This is a genomic window from Vibrio superstes, assembly GCF_003569005.1.
Classification (GTDB): Bacteria; Pseudomonadota; Gammaproteobacteria; order Enterobacterales; family Vibrionaceae; genus Vibrio; species Vibrio superstes.
Genome location: NZ_BCUR01000004.1, coordinates 1,418,957 through 1,436,135, shown reverse-complemented (window position 1 = coordinate 1,436,135; position 17,179 = coordinate 1,418,957). Strand labels below are relative to the sequence as shown.

General features: G+C 44.1%; 16 protein-coding genes. 7 read left to right on the top strand and 9 right to left on the bottom strand.

The window, feature by feature from the left end; translation table 11 throughout:
- Nucleotides 1–15 precede the first annotated feature (15 nt).
- The gene (gene pheS, locus D5I41_RS14585; RefSeq protein ID WP_119010398.1) at nucleotides 16–999 is read right to left on the bottom strand and encodes a phenylalanine--tRNA ligase subunit alpha; all 984 of its coding nucleotides are present in this window, start codon (nucleotides 997–999) and stop codon (nucleotides 16–18) included.
- A gap of 429 nt (nucleotides 1,000–1,428) precedes the next feature.
- On the opposite strand from pheS, the gene D5I41_RS14580 reads away from it, so the two are divergent.
- Genes D5I41_RS14580 through D5I41_RS14570 form a run of 3 tightly spaced genes read left to right on the top strand, consistent with a single transcriptional unit; the run spans nucleotide 1,429 to nucleotide 6,254 of the window.
- Nucleotides 1,429–4,080, top strand: coding sequence for a DUF2339 domain-containing protein (locus D5I41_RS14580; protein WP_235868925.1), 2,652 nt, complete (start codon nucleotides 1,429–1,431; stop codon nucleotides 4,078–4,080).
- Nucleotides 4,081–4,112: 32 nt separating this feature from the next.
- Nucleotides 4,113–5,156: a DUF3080 family protein gene (locus tag D5I41_RS14575; protein ID WP_235868924.1), complete on the top strand. Its 1,044-nt coding sequence runs from the start codon at nucleotides 4,113–4,115 to the stop codon at nucleotides 5,154–5,156.
- Nucleotides 5,157–5,168: 12 nt separating this feature from the next.
- A complete protein-coding gene (locus tag D5I41_RS14570; protein WP_119010397.1) occupies nucleotides 5,169–6,254 on the top strand; it encodes a PQQ-dependent sugar dehydrogenase in 1,086 nt (361 codons plus the stop codon).
- Between the two features lie 126 nt (nucleotides 6,255–6,380).
- Here D5I41_RS14570 and D5I41_RS14565 read toward each other — a convergent pair whose 3' ends face one another.
- Complete coding sequence (locus D5I41_RS14565; protein WP_119010396.1) at nucleotides 6,381–7,217, bottom strand: sulfurtransferase; 837 nt, start codon at nucleotides 7,215–7,217, stop codon at nucleotides 6,381–6,383.
- A gap of 226 nt (nucleotides 7,218–7,443) precedes the next feature.
- Between D5I41_RS14565 and D5I41_RS14560 the strand changes: the two genes are divergently transcribed.
- Together D5I41_RS14560 and D5I41_RS14555 are read left to right on the top strand one after the other, a co-directional pair.
- Nucleotides 7,444–7,926 (top strand): GNAT family N-acetyltransferase, encoded by a 483-nt coding sequence (locus D5I41_RS14560; RefSeq protein ID WP_119010395.1) that lies wholly within the window; start codon nucleotides 7,444–7,446, stop codon nucleotides 7,924–7,926.
- A 46-nt stretch (nucleotides 7,927–7,972) separates the two neighbouring features.
- The gene (locus tag D5I41_RS14555) at nucleotides 7,973–8,902 is read left to right on the top strand and encodes a LysR family transcriptional regulator (RefSeq protein ID WP_119010394.1); all 930 of its coding nucleotides are present in this window, start codon (nucleotides 7,973–7,975) and stop codon (nucleotides 8,900–8,902) included.
- 83 nt (nucleotides 8,903–8,985) lie between these two features.
- Here D5I41_RS14555 and rplT read toward each other — a convergent pair whose 3' ends face one another.
- The 5 genes from rplT to D5I41_RS14530 form a co-directional block, all read right to left on the bottom strand.
- Nucleotides 8,986–9,339 carry a 50S ribosomal protein L20 gene (gene rplT / locus D5I41_RS14550; protein WP_004401084.1) on the bottom strand — a complete coding sequence of 118 codons (354 nt, stop codon included), beginning with the start codon at nucleotides 9,337–9,339 and terminating at the stop codon, nucleotides 8,986–8,988.
- Between the two features lie 41 nt (nucleotides 9,340–9,380).
- Nucleotides 9,381–9,575, bottom strand: a complete 195-nt coding sequence (gene rpmI / locus D5I41_RS14545) for a 50S ribosomal protein L35 (protein WP_017027530.1) — start codon at nucleotides 9,573–9,575, stop codon at nucleotides 9,381–9,383.
- A 104-nt stretch (nucleotides 9,576–9,679) separates the two neighbouring features.
- Nucleotides 9,680–10,234 (bottom strand): translation initiation factor IF-3, encoded by a 555-nt coding sequence (gene infC, locus D5I41_RS14540; protein WP_119010393.1) that lies wholly within the window; start codon nucleotides 10,232–10,234, stop codon nucleotides 9,680–9,682.
- A 3-nt stretch (nucleotides 10,235–10,237) separates the two neighbouring features.
- Entirely contained in the window at nucleotides 10,238–12,166 is a 1,929-nt protein-coding gene (thrS, locus tag D5I41_RS14535; protein WP_119010392.1) for a threonine--tRNA ligase, read from the bottom strand.
- 391 nt (nucleotides 12,167–12,557) lie between these two features.
- Nucleotides 12,558–12,866 (bottom strand): DUF1330 domain-containing protein, encoded by a 309-nt coding sequence (locus D5I41_RS14530; protein ID WP_119010391.1) that lies wholly within the window; start codon nucleotides 12,864–12,866, stop codon nucleotides 12,558–12,560.
- Between the two features lie 315 nt (nucleotides 12,867–13,181).
- Here D5I41_RS14530 and D5I41_RS14525 point away from each other — a divergent pair, with 315 nt between their 5' ends.
- Nucleotides 13,182–14,087 carry a LysR family transcriptional regulator gene (locus tag D5I41_RS14525; protein WP_119010390.1) on the top strand — a complete coding sequence of 302 codons (906 nt, stop codon included), beginning with the start codon at nucleotides 13,182–13,184 and terminating at the stop codon, nucleotides 14,085–14,087.
- 35 nt (nucleotides 14,088–14,122) lie between these two features.
- Here the strand turns inward: D5I41_RS14525 and D5I41_RS14520 are convergent, their stop codons facing one another.
- On the bottom strand, nucleotides 14,123–14,995 hold the full coding sequence (locus D5I41_RS14520) for a radical SAM protein (RefSeq protein ID WP_119010389.1): 873 nt from the start codon (nucleotides 14,993–14,995) through the stop codon (nucleotides 14,123–14,125).
- Between the two features lie 433 nt (nucleotides 14,996–15,428).
- Between D5I41_RS14520 and D5I41_RS14515 the strand changes: the two genes are divergently transcribed.
- On the top strand, nucleotides 15,429–16,136 hold the full coding sequence (locus D5I41_RS14515; protein WP_119010388.1) for a DUF3581 domain-containing protein: 708 nt from the start codon (nucleotides 15,429–15,431) through the stop codon (nucleotides 16,134–16,136).
- 114 nt (nucleotides 16,137–16,250) lie between these two features.
- On the opposite strand, the gene D5I41_RS14510 is transcribed toward D5I41_RS14515, so the two are convergent.
- A complete protein-coding gene (locus tag D5I41_RS14510) occupies nucleotides 16,251–17,177 on the bottom strand; it encodes a LysR substrate-binding domain-containing protein (protein ID WP_119010387.1) in 927 nt (308 codons plus the stop codon).
- Between the last annotated feature and the right edge of the window lie 2 nt (nucleotides 17,178–17,179).

Sequence of the window (17,179 nt, the reverse complement as noted above, 5' to 3'; positions counted from 1 at the left end):
AATTGTGTCCCTGGATTACTTGAACTGTTTAAGGAAACGAAGGTCGTTTTCGAAGAACGCGCGCAAATCAGTTACGCCGTAACGAAGCATAGTCAAGCGCTCAACGCCCATACCAAAGGCGAAGCCTTGGTATTGCTCTGGGTCGATGCCTACAGAGCGAAGTACGTTCGGGTGAACCATGCCACAACCAAGAACCTCTAACCACTTACCGTCTTTACGCTTAACATCCACTTCAGCAGAAGGTTCTGTGAATGGGAAGTAAGATGGACGGAAACGAACCTCTACTTCTTCTTCAAAGAAGGCCACTAGGAAATCAGAGATGATGCCCTTTAGCTGTGCAAAGTTAACGTTCTCATCAACCAACAAACCCTCAATCTGGTGGAACATTGGGGTATGAGTTTGGTCGTAGTCGTTACGATATACACGACCCGGAGCAATGAAGCGGAACGGTGGTTTACCGTTTTCCATAGTACGGATCTGCACACCAGAGGTGTGTGTACGTAGCATCAAGTCAGGGTTGAAGAAAAAGGTATCGTGGTCAGTACGAGCTGGATGATCATCTGCGATGTTCAGTGCATCGAAGTTATGGAACGCATCTTCAATTTCAGGGCCTGATTCTGTTGCAAAACCAAGTTCACCAAAGAACTGTTCCATACGCTCGATAGTACGAGTCACTGGGTGTAGACCACCATTTTCAATGCGACGACCAGGTAGGGTCACATCAATGGTTTCAGCCGCAAGCTTAGCTTCTAGCTCAGCTTTTTGCAGGCCGTCTTTACGAGCTGCGATAGCTTGTTGGACTGCACCTTTCGCTTTGTTGATCTCTTGACCAGCGCTGCGACGCTCTTCTGGTGGTAGTTTACCTAGGCTTTGAAGTTGAAGCGTTAGCTCACCTTTCTTACCTAGGAATTGAACGCGCACTTCATCCAGTGCGACTAGCGATTGTGCTTCTTCGATAGCAGCAGTCGCATTAGCAATGATCTCTTGTAGATGTTGCATTGTTTCCTCATCTGCCTAGTGGCAGTATCCATCGGGACTTAGGGTATTTTGAATAGCTACACATAGTAATAAAAGGAAGCCACAAAGCCAAACCCAAATGAACGGAAATTCAAGATTAATTAAATCTTTGCCTCGAACAGACGCAACTAGACACATATTGCCGACAAAATAAGCGCTATATTCCTAAAATGCCGCTTACTTACCAAAGCAGTTATCGCATTAGTGGTCGCCACCGATTAAACATCGAGATCACTAGTTTGCAATTGATAAGAACCGGACTGTATTTGTCTTTAAAAAAACTAAAACCTTACAATACGTGGCGTAAGGATAGTACTCAATAAGTGGGTCGCTTTTGCTAAGGGTTTTGTCCAAAGGAAGTATGTAGAAGCGTAAAGAAAAACCAAGTAATTCAACACGTTTCAAGGTGCTATGCTTAAGAAACGAAACCTGGATTACTTGGCCTACATGTTTGAAATAATGCTCCTACTACAATTCGTCCTCCTCATCGCCATCATTGTTGGTTTGGTGATGGCTCGCTATGCCCATCAACGAATTTCCAAGCTTCAAGGTGAATTGGAACAACTGCAACTTCAGGTAGCGCTGCAAAATGTAGAAAGACACAACCAAGAATCCGACCTCGCTGTGGAGAAGACTCAGAGCCCTAATCCAACAAGTGCAACGCCGACTTTAGAGCTTTATCAGCCGAAATCAGAACCACAAAGTAAAAGCGCTCCTTCGTGGGAGGCTGGACAAATCAAGTTCAAGCAGTGGCTTGAACATCTCAGTAGCAACAGTCTGCTTTGGCTGGGGGGCTTTGTATTAGCGCTTGGCGGTGTGTTTCTTGCAAAATATGCGGTTGAAGCTGGGTTGATTTCAGCTCATGCTCGTGTCGCACTAGGCTTTGCTTTTGGTATTGCGCTGTTGGTTGGTGCTGAATATCTTGTTCGATACCCTAAGCGGTTTAATATCCAAACCAATCAAGTGAGCGCCGCATTGGCCTCGGCGGGTGTGATCACCTGCTTTGCCATGATAGTGGTTTCGACACATTACTATCAGTTTATCTCCTCAACCCCAGCGTTGATTCTTACTGTCATTGTTACCTCACTGGCCACCTTTATGGCACTTAGGTTTGGTCCTATTGTTGCTTTCATTGGCGTTATTGGCAGTTACGCGATACCCGCATTATTTTGGGAACTGCAACCCAATACGTTGCAGCTCACCCTGTTTGTGGTATTTATCAGTGCTTCTGCTGTTTATATCTCTGAAAAAGTAAGTAGCGAATGGTTGTGGCGACTCTGCTTTGCGGGGAATTTCGCTTGGCTTCTCATTACGATGCTAATATCTAGCACCTCATTTGAGATCTACGTGCTTCTTACCTTTAGCCTGTTATCCCTTTACTTGTTTACTCTCGTCCCTGTTTTAGGATGGCGTTTATTGCAACAAAACACTGTAGCAATGTCTCTTAAGGTCTTGCTCATGCCACGTAAAGAGCAAGCAGGGTTAATCTGTTCTCTGGCGCCACTTATTGCCTTTTACACGCTCTATGGATTTCAAGCGGAGCTCATCACCTGCAGCTTGATCTATGCTGCTTTCCTTTGCGCTGCGTCTGTCCGACATTCTGCTTTTGATACATGGCCAATGCTGGCACTAGCGATCACCATAATAACCTTAGTACTTCATGTACCCACATCTGACGTCAGCGACATGCTATTCATGTACACAGGAGCACATCAGTTCACCCAATTCTGCGCCATCGCGTTTTTGATTTTTTCCGCAATGATGCACCGTCGCTACCCCAATCGCCCAGCATTCTCACTACTGTTTGCGAGTGCGACGCCTTTGCTGTTTGCTACAAGCTATATATTAACCAGCACTGAAGCAAGCCAACTGCTCTACTCCTTGTGGTCTGTGGAGCTAGCCATTTTAGCTATTGTGGGTGTGTTCATTACCAAGAGGTATCAAGAGCCTCATATTTTGGTTTCCGGCTGGCTGCTAGCTAACGCTAACCTGTGTTTGATATTTACCATGCTTCTTGAGGCAGGCACGCTCACCGTGGCATTGACGGTTCAGTTGCTTGCTCTTGCCTTCTGGAGTCGTCGATTCAACTTCAGTGCCCCAGACTGGTTAATCAAAGTGATGGTTGCGGTGGTAATAATTCGCCTCACTCTAGCGCCATGGCTACCTGAGTATCAGTCAGAAACCATCTTGGGTATTCATTGGACACTGATCATTTACCCTTTCTGTTTTGCTTTGTTATATGCCACCAGCGCTCAATTGAAGCGTTCGTCCATAGAGCCTTGGTTATCAGGATCTCGACTGCACCTCATTGCGTTATTCGTCACCACTGAAACAAGCTATTTTCTTGTTGGTGACTATCCTTCGGTATTGACACTTACCTTCAAGGAGTCAGCGCTATTAGCAATGAACTGGTTGGCGCTTTCTTTCATTTATCTATACCGTTTAAGAGTCAGCACAGAAAATATAAAGGTGGTTTATCAATACTTTGCCTGCGTGTTAATTGGCGGCTCTGCCTTGCTTCACGTACATCTGTTCACCACATTAAACCCACTATTCACTAACCAATTCCTTGGGGACTACTTTCTTGTTAATTGGTTGATTCCTCTATGGGTCATTCCTGGGGCGATTCTTGCTATTGGTTGGTGGTTCAAGCTTATACCAACCCAACTTTCTGTTTACGCGCTAGCCGCTTCAGGTGCGTTTATCGCCCTAGGCATCAATGCGTTAATTCGGCATTACTTTCATGGTGGTTCTATTGGCATAGTGCTTGGCATCAAAGAACTAGAGCTCTATACCTATTCTGCTGTTTGGCTACTGCTGTCGGTTGTCGCTATTGTCTGGTCACAAAAACAGGTCAATCAGTTAGCTCACCACATTGGCTTTGGCATTCTGTTTATCGTCATCTTTAAGGCCTTTGTCATTGATATGTCTCAGCTGACGGGCTTATATCGCGCTTTGTCTTTCTTAGGCTTAGGGCTGTGCTTAGTTGCCATAGGTTGGTTATTCCAACGCTTGAAGCATGATGACAACTCGATGAACAAGGGGATGAGCAAGCTTACTTAGACTATCTGTTCTTGCAATGCGTATACCTGATTATGAATAATATTCGAGGGCAGTGTGTGAAGGGAGCAAAAAGCGCAATCGCCATTTCTATTATCATGGCTGCATGCCTAGTTTTACTTGGTTGTGAACGCTCATCGAGCGTTGAAGCTAAATTCGAAAACTATCTAGAACGCCTTGCTAACGTACAAGAAAATGAAGCGATAGAAGTGGCAACTTCAACCTATGAATACCCAAGAAAGCGCGATCTCTTTCAGCAACCTTCTAGGCAAACCGTCGGACTGGTTGATGCCCTCCAACTTTCTAAATGTCATCTCATGGAGTTGGTCGCACAGAGAAACACGGTACTGGGTAAGGTGCAAGATCAGTTCCGAAGCTTAGAGTATGAAGTCGCTCTATTAAGTGGACTAAAATCGTGTCTAGCCACGAATGAATTGAACGCAGACCTCAACCAAGACTTACAAAGGATCTATAACATTAAGTGGCAAGAACTGCCGTTACATATCACTAATACTCTCTACAGCAGTGACGCTCTCTACGCCAATGCATTCTCAACAAACTGGTACACAGAAGAGACTAATCAAGGGCTATATAGCCTGCAAAGTGCGCTTGAAGAATTATCTTCACTACACGCCCTTTACCGTGAGGGAGAGTTACCCGAATACTTCGATATCCTTAGTTATCAAGAAGAGATAGAAAAATACGACCAACTCGGTCGAATAAGCTATTCGTTGCAATCTGCGACTGTCTATTTGCACGCGAGTACACAACAACTTAAGCAGTACGATAGCGTTATATTCTGCGGGAAAAACCGAGACACAACAAAGTATCGCAGACTAAAAAACGTATTTCAGAAGTACTATGTTGGGGAAATTCAGCCCTACCTCGCAGACCTAAACTCCGCCTACCATACGTTATCTCCGCATATCGGCATTCTTTATACTGCCAATCTCGACAAGCAATACCATCATCCTGTACAAAGTGCATATACTGAATATAAACAGGCAACAATCAATCACGCGCAATACTGGATGTCACTATTCAAGCGTTGCGGGGATCAAGTTGGACAGTCGCGCTAAAAGGAAACAGGCATGCTTAGGTTGAAAAAAAGTCACTTACTCGCAGTTGCGTTGGGAACATTGGGTTATGTAAACCTAAGCCACGCCTACAGTTTGCAAACCGTAGCTACTGGATTAAAAGTGCCTTGGTCAATCGAATTTGCAGATAGCAAAACCGCCGTCATTAGCGAGCGTAATGGCTCTATCGTGGAACTAGACATCCCCTCAGGAAAAGTCACAGCTCTATACAAACCTAAGGATGTATATGCTAGTGGTCAAGGCGGATTACTAGACCTCGCCTTTCACCCTAATGACAACCGTCAGTTGTTCATCACCTACAGCCAAAATAACAAAAAGGGTCCGAGCACTACCTTAGCCTCAGCAACCTATGTCAAAGGCTCACTCACTAGTTTCAAGGAAGTGCTACCTACCCAATCTCACTCAGATACAGGCAGACATTTTGGTAGTCGCATTGTGTTTGATGATGAAGGCATGCTTTATTTTTCTATTGGTGATAGGGGTGATAGAGATAACGGTCAAGACATCTCTAACCATGCTGCCACCATTCTACGTATTAACGCTGATGGTTCAGTACCAAAAGACAATCCTTACGTAACCAGTGACAATGCCCTACCTGAGATATGGAGCTACGGGCACAGAAATACGCAAGGGATAACCTTTGACCCAGTAACAAAAACACTATGGGCAATAGAGCATGGCCCACGTGGAGGAGATGAAATAAACAGGATTGAGAAAGGACATAACTACGGCTGGCCCATGACCTCTCACGGCAAGGAATACTGGGGTCCTTTAATGGTCGGTGATTCTGAATACCAAGAAGGGGTTACCGCACCTTCACTTGTTTACACCCCATCGATTGCGCCCTCCTCACTCATTATGTATCGAGGTGAACGCTATCCAGATCTTAACGGTAAGCTACTCGCAGGAGCCTTGAAGCTCACTCACATCAACGTTATCAAGATAGCCGGTAAGGAACTGATTGAAGAGAAGCGCTTGTTTGAAGATCTAGGCGAAAGGATTCGTGATATACAGGTCTCTCCCGATGACTATCTATATATCACCACAGACAGTGGCAAGGTGATGCGACTGCTACCTTAGTTATCCTATAAACAAGCCTTATCTGTGAGATAATTCGACGCTGACTAGGGTCTGTTAATAAAATAACAGACTCAATACACATGAAAGTTTCTCACATTCTCTGTTCCAGAATGTCGTTTTTTGTGTTTACTCTCCTAGTGGAAGTGTCTCATTAGAGCCCCATTCTGCCCAAGAGCCATCGTATAAAATCGTGTTGGATAGACCAACTTCATGAGCGGCCAAGATAAGAATACAAGCAGTGATCCCCGAGCCACAGGAAAACACTATGCGCTCAGAGTTGGCAGTATTGATATTGGAAAACAGCTGTGAGAGTGCCTGTTTCGATTTAAAACCATTCCCCTCCATCAGCGATGCAAAAGGTAGATTCACAGAATTGGGGATTCGACCCGCTCTAACGCCTGGTCTTGGCTCTGCTACTTCGGCATTAAACCTCGCGCTGCCTCTGGCATCCACTACCAATTGTTGAGAATTGTTAAGCCCTGATAGTACCGTTTGATAGTCAGTCACTTTATTAGAGTCATAGCTAGCGACAAAATCACCACTGTCAGCCACCTGTGCATAAGCGCAACTGGTTGGGTATCCGCTCTCGATCCAAGCAGGTAAGCCACCGTCTAAAACCTTCACATTATCAAAGCCCATTACCTTGAACGTCCACCATGCACGAGGGGCGCTATAAATGCCTTGATTGTCGAAGATCACGACCTTACTTTGCTTGTTGATGCCTAACTTCTGAACCTCTTCAGTAAATTGTTGCGATGTAGGAAGTGCGTGCAGTTGCGTCGATTCGTTATCGCAAAAATCGTTTTCAATATCAAAAGGCAACGCGCCAGGTATGGTGACGAACTCTGGGTACTCAATAGGTTCTTTGCCCACGACCTTCAGCATAAAGGCATCAAGCAGTACCAGATCTTTATCATCTAAATGCTCGTTTAGCCAAACACAATCAACCAACACATTGCTCATCTCTTATCCCTAAAATACTGATTCATAACAATTCAGTATTTATCAAACCTACTCTTGTGACAAGTACAATACTCAGCAAATTAGCATGATAATAATTCTTCCCTTTCTGCTAAACTTGAGAAAAATTCATACTAAGTAGTCATTTTATCCATTTCTCTATGGCGATAAATAACCGTAACTTGTTACTACAGACTAAAAAACCAGCAATAGAGAGTGAGGAAATCCTATGTCTTTAGAAATCGTAAGTATAAGCCCAGAGTTTGACCCTGTTGTTAAAGAGGTCATCAAGAAAGTAGGTGAGGAATTTGGCGCCGTTGGTGAAGGCTATGGACCTTCAGATCCTGAAGTAGAAAATATGAGTCGATACTACACATTAGAGAGCAAGAGCCGTTACTTTGTAGCGCTCAAAGGTGGGGTTGTGGTTGGCGGTTGTGGCGTTGCACCGTTTACTGAAGGCTCATCGACTTGTGAACTAAAAAAATTGTTTCTGCTAGAGGGAGCAAGAGGACTAGGTCTAGGCAAAGCCCTGTCTAACCACTGTTTAGAGTTTGCCAAAGAGCAAGGTTTCACTCAGTGCTATTTAGATACCCTATCCAATATGAACTCTGCAGTGCGTCTTTACGAAAAGCTTGGTTTTGAACATCTGTCCGCTCCGTTAGAAGGGACGCTACACAATATGTGTGACGTGTGGATGCTAAAAACGTTGTAGAAATTACCGCTCGTTGGATGGTTTCAGTCTTATCAAGGATGAAAAGATGCACAATTATAAACTGTTAATCGCGCTGGATTCATTGCTCAAAACCCGTAACCTGACACTCTCTGCCCAAGAGTTGAATGTCAGTCAGTCTGCAATGAGTAAAACACTGCTGCAGATCCGAGATGCCTTCGGTGATCCCATCTTGATCCGTGAAGGCAATCAATTCTCACTGAGCCAGCGTGCTAACCATTTGCAAAAAGAACTGCCCGAGCTTTTGCAAAGGCTAAACCGACTCTATTCCCCTGAAGAAATCATCCCAAAAGAAATCACTCGGCGCTTTACCCTCGCCTTCAATGCCTTCATTGCCCCTAAGATACTGCCGGTTATTTGCCAGCAACTAGAGAAGCAATCACCTTTATCCAGTTTAACGACGCAACTTTGGCAAAGCGAAGACCTTAGTCAGTTGCATAAGGGAAGTGTTGATGTGGTGGCGACCATGGCAGAAGAGATCCCAGATAATCTGTATGGAAAACGTCTAGGTGGAGATAAGTACGTTGTGCTGATGTCGGCCTCACATCCCCTGGCCGATAGGTCGATGACCACAAAGCGCTACGCCGATGCTAAACACATTTTGGTGAATGGCGTTGTTGATAAACAAAGAGAAGTGGATCGACTGATCGCAGATGCTGGACAAAAAAGGCGCATATTCGCCACTGCACCCTCCTTTGATTCAGGTGTTGAAGCCTTGCTACTCACCCAAACATTGATGACGGTTCCCTTGCACATTGCCGCAGGCTTTGCTGATAGAGACTTGCTTGTTAAACCCATGCCCTTTGATACCGATGAACACAGCTATTACCTACTTTGGCACGCCCGGTATAACAACGATCCAGAGCATCAGTGGTTTAGAGAGCTTTGCTTACCACTGATTAAGGACGACCTAAGCAAATCCATTGAACTTGGAAAGAAACACTTTCATTCAGAATAAAAGTTGCAAACAGGCAGGAATTATAAGCAATAAAAAAGGAGACCCTAGGGTCTCCTTTAAATAAAGCTATAGTGTTCTAAAAATTATAGAGCGGCTTTTGCTTTTTCAACTAGTACTGCAAATGCAGCCTTGTCGAATACTGCGATATCAGCAAGGATCTTACGATCGATCTCGATAGATGCTTTCTTAAGACCGTTAATGAAACGGCTGTAAGATAGACCATTTTGACGAGATGCAGCGTTGATACGAGCGATCCATAGCTGACGGAACTGACGCTTTTTGTTGCGACGGTCACGGTATGCGTATTGACCAGCTTTAGTAACTGCTTGGAAAGCTACGCGGTAAACACGTGAACGTGCTCCGTAGTAACCTTTAGCTTGTTTTAGAACTTTCTTATGACGTGCACGAGCTTGTACACCACGTTTTACGCGAGGCATTATGTCTCTCCTAAACTAAACGATTGATAAACTAAAAAGAATTAAGCGTATGGCATCATACGAATAACAGCAGCCACTTCACACTTAGGAAGGATTGCGTTAGGACGTAGTTGACGCTTGTTCTTAGTAGTACGCTTAGTCAGAATGTGACGTTTACCAGCGTGCTTAAATTTGATACCACCAGCTGTTTTCTTAAAACGCTTAGCAGCACCTTTGTTGGTTTTCATCTTAGTCATGATGAAGAACTCCGCATTGTTGAGTTGTTAATAACATAGTAATTAGGGCGAATAAAACCCTGCCACTTTAAAGCAGCAAGGTTAGATTACTTGCAGGCCGATAATTACTTCTTCTTAGGGGCCAACACCATAATCATCTGGCGACCTTCAATTCTCGATGGGAAAGATTCGACTACTGCAAATTCTTCAGTATCCGCTTTCAAACGATTTAGAACGTCGACACCGATGTTTTGGTGTGCCATTTCGCGGCCACGGAAGCGAATTGTTACCTTCACTTTGTTGCCGTCTTCAAGGAAACCAGTCAGGTTGCGTAGTTTTACCTGATAGTCTCCAATATCAGTCCCAGGTCGGAATTTAATTTCCTTAATCTGGATCTGCTTTTGCTTCTTCTTTTGCTCTTTAAGAGCTTTGCTCTTTTCAAAGAGGAACTTGCCATAGTCCATCACACGACAAACTGGTGGCTCGGCGTTAGGGCTGATCTCTACGAGATCCATACCAGCTTCGTCTGCTATAGTCTGCGCTTCTTGATAAGAAACGATACCTACTGGTTCGCCTTCGGCGTCACTTAAACGAACTTCACGAACGCTTCGGATTTCATCGTTTAAACGATGCTGGTTTTGTTTGGCCGGTTGTTGTTGACCACGTCTTCCGCCTTTAATAGCTTATTCCTCCAGATTGAGCTTACGGCTTGAAACCTCGGCTTGGATGTAAGAGATAAAATCATCCACTTTGAACTTGCCTAGGTCCTTACCCTTACGAGTACGCACTGCAATCTCGCCAGCTTCCATTTCTTGGTCGCCGACAACCAACATGTACGGTACACGTTTTAAAGTATGTTCGCGGATTTTAAAGCCAATCTTCTCATTTCTCAAGTCCGCTTTGGCTCTAATTCCACTTTTTTGCAATTTTTGTGCGATTTCTTGAACATATTCTGACTGTTTGTCAGTAATATTCAAAATTACCGCTTGTTCTGGCGCCAACCATGTTGGGAAGAAGCCAGCGTATTCTTCGATTAAGATACCGATGAAGCGCTCTAGTGAACCCAAAATCGCACGGTGAATCATAACAGGAACTAGACGTTCGTTATTTTCACCTACGTAAGTTGCACCTAAACGGCCTGGTAAGTTGAAATCGAGTTGCACTGTACCACATTGCCACGCACGATCCAGACAATCATACAAAGTAAATTCAATTTTCGGTCCGTAGAACGCACCCTCACCTTCTTGGATCTCATAAGAAATATCCAAAGATTGCAGCGCTTGCTCTAGTGCTTTTTCTGATTCATCCCAGATTTCATCAGAACCTACGCGCTTTTCAGGACGTGTAGACAGCTTAACTACGATGTTATCGAAGCCGAATGTTTGGTACGTATCGTAGACCATCTTGATGCAGCTAATTACTTCATCTTGGATCTGGCTTTCAGTACAGAAGATGTGAGCATCATCCTGAGTAAAGCCACGAACACGCATGATGCCGTGTAGCGCACCTGATGGTTCGTTACGGTGACATGAGCCAAACTCAGCCATACGTAGCGGTAGATCGCGGTACGATTTTAGACCTTGGTTAAAGATCTGAACGTGACCTGGGCAGTTCATTGGCTTAATCGCGTATTCACGGTTTTCTGAATTCGTGGTGAACATCGCATCAGCGTATTTGTCCCAGTGACCAGAACGTTCCCAAAGAACACGATCCATCATTAGAGGACCTTTTACTTCTTGGTAATCGTATTCAGTCAGTTTTTCACGAATAAATACTTCTAGATTACGGAAGATAGACCAACCATTGTGGTGCCAGAACACCATACCTGGTGCTTCTTGCTGCATGTGGAACAGGTCTAGATGCTTACCAATCTTACGGTGGTCACGCTTAGCGGCTTCTTCAAGGCGTGTTAGGTGCGCCTTAAGAGCTTTCTTGTCGTGGAATGCCGTACCGTAGATACGCTGTAGCATCTTGTTGTCGCTATTACCACGCCAGTATGCACCCGCTACATTAAGTAGCGTAAAGTGTTGGCAGAAGCCCATGTGCGGTACGTGTGGACCACGACACATGTCGATGTATTCTTCGTGGTGGTAAAGACCTGGACGATCGTCTTTAGAAACGTTCTCATCCAAGATTTCAATCTTGTAGGTTTCTCCGCGTGCTTCAAATGCATCGCGAGCTTCCTGCCAGCTGACTTTTTTCTTAACAACTTGATACTTGGTCTTAGCAAGCTCTTTCATACGCTTTTCGATTTTGTCTAAATCTTCTTGCGTAAGGTGATGCTCCATATCGATGTCGTAGTAGAAACCGTTATCGATCGTTGGACCGATAGCCATTTTCGCATCAGGGTAAAGTTGCTTGATAGCATGACCAAGAAGGTGAGCACATGAGTGGCGCACGATCTCAAGACCATCAACTTCATCTTTTGCGGTAATGATTTCTAGGCTTGCATCTTGTTCGATAAGATCACAAGCATCAACACGCTCGCCATCAACACGACCAGCGATGGTTGCTTTTGCAAGGCCAGGGCCGATAGAAGCTGCGATATCTAGAGTTGATACAGGGTTGTCAAATTGACGCTGACTGCCGTCAGGAAGAGTAATTACAGGCATTTTATATCCTATTCCAGTGGTGTTACATACGAAGCAACACATGAATTTTGTTTTTGCTTGATAAGCAATGAATTTGGCGCGAGAAGCCATACCGTTCTGCGCATCGAGTACAAGATTTGGTACAAATACTAATGTACGCCCTACTTTGCACGAACGAGCATTTTAAAGAAAAGAGTCAAAATCTCAACCGATTTTCTGAGCAATGTCACACAGAAGGGGCTGACTGTATTAAAAGGTAATGGCAGAGCCTCCAAGTTTTCACAGTAATCAACCCCGATATTGCACCTGACATATTTTGCTAGGCACAACGTAATCATCAAATCCAAGAGATAAAAAACAAAAAAGACGCTGAGTATCACTACCCAACGCCTTTTCTTAGCAACAATTAAAACTATGCGAGGTCGTCTTTTGCTTCAACTAGGGCATGATGGCTTACCGAGCCTGCGGTGCGAGCCTCTAAATGCGGGACATAACCAGGATCATTCATAAAATCTAAGGCTGCTTGACGAGATGGCCACTCTATCACGATGCGCAGTGCTGGGTTCTCTCGACTGCCTTCCAAGCGCTCATGATTATTTGTTCGCGCCAAATACTTACCTCCATGCTTAGTCACCAAAGCGTTAGCTGGGCCTATGTAATCTGCCACCCAGTCATCATTGGTTGGAGTAACTTCTAGCACTGAGTAATATTTATTTGACATGATAGTTTCCTTTTTAGTTCTCTATATTGACGTGCAATATTACGAATAAGTATTAAGAAGCAGTCACCTAACACAGGTCCCTGCCCCTTTAGTGAAAGCGACATCATTGCTCTCGACACGTTTAATTTAGTCTAAGCACGCGCAAGCGACAACACACTAAACCGTTGAATTACTTTCCACATTTTGTTGAAAGAGCCCCTTGTTATCCATCAAATTAACAGGTCTAGATACCGATTAATCACTTGGTTATTCATGTCCAATACATTGAAAATCAACTAGTATTCTAGTCAATACGTTTAATAGTGTTGAAAATTAATGAATATAGAGCACGTGAAATTATTTGTACGTCTAGCATCAACCCACAATATTAGCCAAGCTGGACAAGAGATGTCTCTCACCCCTGCCGTAGCCAGTTCTCATATTGCGAAGCTAGAAAAAGCATTGGGCACAAGATTGGTTCATCGAACCACCCGAAAGGTGTCATTAACCCAAGAGGGCATAGCCTTCTTACCCCATGCCGAAGAAGTTATTAACGCAGTAGAGGCTGCCGAAGCATCAGTCGGTGCAGGAAACAAAACCCCTACCGGCGTACTTAGGGTTTCGGCTCCGGCTTCATTTGGCAGAATGCATCTTATCCCTGCGATGGAAGCGTTTATGGAAGCCCACCCAGGTCTAAAGGTCGATTATCGCTTTTCCGATTCAATCATAGATCTGGTCGAGGGGGGATTTGATATTGCGATACGAAATGCTGAACTCAAAGACTCAAGCCTAGTCGCTCGAAAACTTGCCGCAGACACTCGCATCGTTTGTGCCTCTCCAAAATACATCGCCAAGCACGGAGTACCCTCTCATCCCGAGGAGATTCTTGAACATAACTTCATCAACCTAACCAGCTTTAATAGTTGGACGTTCGAAACCCCAAAAGGGCAAAAAACTGTCAAGCCCAAAGGGGATTTTAGGGCCGATAATGGTGAAGCCGTAAGGGATGTATGTATGCACGGTCTAGGGATTGCCGTCAGCTCTACTTGGTGTTGCCATGAGCTTTTAGAAAGTGGTGCGTTAGTTCCAATACTCACAGACTTTCCGATTGTCTCAGAGTCTGCAATCTGGGCCGTCTATCCTAGCTCTCGAATGCTGGCACCAAAGGTCAGAGCATTTATTGATTTCTTTAAGGACTACTTTGGTGATGTCCCATACTGGGACCAAGCGATCAACAAATAAGAAAATGGCCTCTTTAATAGAGGCCATTAAGATTGTTACCAAGAAAAGGTTTGAATCACATTATCACAGGCCATCGGATTAGCCTTAATCACTCGATTGAGATTGGCCAAAAATAGCGCCTTAGAATCAAGAAAGTACCCTTTTTGTGGCACTAAATTATTCCCATGGTCTCCCCAATAGAAGGTATCGATATTCAGGTTTTCCATCAGGTACTTTTCTTCTTCCAAAACCTGCATCTGGGTCGGCATGATGAATTCGCCACGCTGAACCTCTTGCTCCATTACTGTCCCAGGTTGCACAGCCAAAGCCATCGGTGCAATTTCTTCTGGCTGAGTAATGTTCAAGATCTCTGTTGTGGCAACTATATGCTCTGTTGAACGCTCGCGACCGCCTAAACCAAAGATAAACGACAACAGGGTTTGGATCCCCGCTTCTTTAGCCATGGCCATACCCTCAATGGCATGCTCCGCTGTCATTCGCTTCTTGATTCTCTCCAAAACCACGGGATCACCTGACTCCAATCCCGAGTAACACATGTCCAAGCCAGCATCTTTGATTTCTTTGAGCTCTGACACTGTTTTTCGCCTAAAATCGTTCAAGCCACTATACATAGAGACCTTGTTCGCTTCAGGAAAGGTACTGCGAAGCTTGTCGAGTATTTTCACCAGATAATCAGTACGAGCCGCCATCACATTACCGTCAATCAAAAAGATCGAATCGACCAGGGGATAAGTCACTCGTGCCTGTTCAATATCTTTAAACACATCCTCAATATCACGAACCTTAAAGCGTTTATCATCGAACATGCTACAAAACGTGCAGGTGTTGATACTGCAACCCAGCGTTGTCTGGATGAGGATGCTTTTCGCTTCTGTCCAAGGTCTATAAACCTTACCTTCGTATTGCATTATCGTTTCTCCACCTAAGGCACATTTTGCGTGCTAAATGATCTGTTTCATTGTGCGGAGAAGCTTACCAATGTCGATTGGCATTGATAATACTTAGAAATAATGAATAAGTTTATAGATTTTGAATATAATAACCTGTAGATCTGAATCTCATCAATAGGATTTGCAGAGCATGCATTCAGCTAAAAAATGTGAGATTAAATCACACAGACAGTACCTCTCTAGATATAACTTTGATTCGACAACGAATCTCTTGCTACTACTAGGTTTACAAGGCGAGAGCATCAACAAACAATCGATACACTCCCTTTATTTAACACTCTTGGTTACACTGATATAACTTTAATTACACACTGGATAGACCATTAAGTTTTGATCCTTTGATATACTCCGTTAAAATCTGCCCTAATTACAAAGACTTTAAGCCGCAACTATGTTTCTATCCCCCTACTTCGTAAGTGATAATTCATCAATTCATTTTACTCGCAAGCAAGCTAGCGATTTTGCTAAAGGCATTGCGGGTGACTTCAACCCTATACATGATGAAGACAACAAGCGTTTCTGCGTACCCGGCGACCTGTTATTCGCGGTATTGCTGCAGAACGAAGGACTAAGCCAGAACATGAAATTCACCTTCTCTGGAATGGTGGGTGATAGCGTTGAATTGCAGTTAAACCACGCATGTGATGAAAACAGTGCGGTGGTAGATGAAAAAGGAAAAGAATATCTGAGCATGGAGCGTCGCGGTGACATCTGCACCGATGCTGAGCTAATTGAGAATGTAATTCGTGGCTATGTACAATTCTCAGGCATGAACTTCCCGCACATCATGGTTCCTCTTATGAAAGAAGAGCAAATGATGTTTAACACTAAACGCCCTCTTATCATTTATGAAAGCATGAAGCTTGAATTTAATCGCTTTGATATCAAAGAGCCGACAGTAGAACTGTCTAGCGCCACCTTTGATGTTAATGGTAAGCGCGGTGTAGTAACCCTGAACTTCGAGTTTAAGGGAGACGGTCAGGTTATAGGTACAGGTAGCAAACGTATGATTGCTAGCGGTCTTATCCCTTGGGTTGAAGAAGACATGATGGCTTACGTAGACAAGTTCAACGCAGCGAAAACAAACTTTAACAAGTAACACTGCGGTTACTGTCGGAAATTGACAAAGGGCCTAAAGCTATTAGGCCCTTTTTAACATCTAGCTTAAAGCTGTCAGCAAAACTTCCCTTCCCTTGCTATTTTTCTGAAACTCTCATTGTTCTTGTGCTACTTGGTTCGTTAACCACGCAATGAATGCTGAAATCCTTGCTCTATCCTGTTGCCCCTTTAAACAGATCAAATCGTATGCGCGCCCTGCATTAACTCGCTCAAATGGCGTAATTAACTCCCCCCTGTCTAAGTACTCTTGTATTAGTGACGCCCTAGCTATTGCTATTCCCATGCTGTTTTTAGCAGCGATCATCGCCATATCCGAGTGATTAAAGTGATAGGTGCGCTGCATTGCATCAAATGATTTAAGCTCTTGTTTTGATTGTTTCTCAAGCCATATTGACCATTCTTTTCCTGACTCGCCACCTTCTAAAGACTCAGTGCAGTGCAGGATCGTAGCTTTTGAAAATTGCTCTACGCTTGGTACCTCGCTACCAAAGTGTGCATTGAAGTATTCTTGGCTACACACTGGAACAAGCTCTTCATCGTAAAGTTTTTGACGATGAAAGCCTTGATGCTCTTCTTGGCTGTAATAAATCGCGATATCGACAGGCTCATGCTGGAAGTCCAATCTACTGGCTTTTACCCTCAGTTTAACATTCAAATTTGGATACTTGTTTTGGAAACTCTTAAGCCTTGGCAATAACCATTTTTGTCCAAAAGTGGGCGCCACACCTATGTATAGCTCACCACGTAACTCATTAAACTTAATATCGTCTAACTCAGAAAAGATTACCTCGAATGATTGATTCAATGCTTGAAGTAATCGCTCTCCCTCTTTCGTAAGCTCCAAACGGCGCGTCATTCTTATAAACAAACTAAAGCCCAATTGCGCTTCGAGGGACTTAATTCTCTGGCTTACCGCACCTTGCGTTATAAACAGCTCTTCGCCTGCTTTGGTAAAGCTAAGGGATTTTCCTGCAATGGCGAAGGTGTACATATTGGACAGAATTTGTTGATTTTTATTCATAG

Excerpts from the sequence above, each read along its gene's own strand:
- rpmI (WP_017027530.1), bottom strand. The coding sequence starts at position 9,575 with ATGACTAAGATGAAAACCAACAAAGGTGCTGCTAAGCGTTTTAAGAAA.
- D5I41_RS14560 (WP_119010395.1), top strand. The coding sequence starts at position 7,444 with ATGTCTTTAGAAATCGTAAGTATAAGCCCAGAGTTTGACCCTGTTGTT.
- D5I41_RS14570 (WP_119010397.1), top strand. The coding sequence starts at position 5,169 with ATGCTTAGGTTGAAAAAAAGTCACTTACTCGCAGTTGCGTTGGGAACA.
- D5I41_RS14515 (WP_119010388.1), top strand. The coding sequence starts at position 15,429 with ATGTTTCTATCCCCCTACTTCGTAAGTGATAATTCATCAATTCATTTT.
- pheS (WP_119010398.1), bottom strand. The coding sequence starts at position 999 with ATGCAACATCTACAAGAGATCATTGCTAATGCGACTGCTGCTATCGAA.
- D5I41_RS14510 (WP_119010387.1), bottom strand. The coding sequence starts at position 17,177 with ATGAATAAAAATCAACAAATTCTGTCCAATATGTACACCTTCGCCATT.
- rplT (WP_004401084.1), bottom strand. The coding sequence starts at position 9,339 with ATGCCTCGCGTAAAACGTGGTGTACAAGCTCGTGCACGTCATAAGAAA.
- D5I41_RS14580 (WP_235868925.1), top strand. The coding sequence starts at position 1,429 with ATGCTTAAGAAACGAAACCTGGATTACTTGGCCTACATGTTTGAAATA.
- D5I41_RS14525 (WP_119010390.1), top strand. The coding sequence starts at position 13,182 with ATGAATATAGAGCACGTGAAATTATTTGTACGTCTAGCATCAACCCAC.
- D5I41_RS14520 (WP_119010389.1), bottom strand. The coding sequence starts at position 14,995 with ATGCAATACGAAGGTAAGGTTTATAGACCTTGGACAGAAGCGAAAAGC.
- D5I41_RS14530 (WP_119010391.1), bottom strand. The coding sequence starts at position 12,866 with ATGTCAAATAAATATTACTCAGTGCTAGAAGTTACTCCAACCAATGAT.
- D5I41_RS14555 (WP_119010394.1), top strand. The coding sequence starts at position 7,973 with ATGCACAATTATAAACTGTTAATCGCGCTGGATTCATTGCTCAAAACC.
- D5I41_RS14575 (WP_235868924.1), top strand. The coding sequence starts at position 4,113 with ATGAATAATATTCGAGGGCAGTGTGTGAAGGGAGCAAAAAGCGCAATC.
- D5I41_RS14565 (WP_119010396.1), bottom strand. The coding sequence starts at position 7,217 with ATGAGCAATGTGTTGGTTGATTGTGTTTGGCTAAACGAGCATTTAGAT.
- thrS (WP_119010392.1), bottom strand. The coding sequence starts at position 12,166 with ATGCCTGTAATTACTCTTCCTGACGGCAGTCAGCGTCAATTTGACAAC.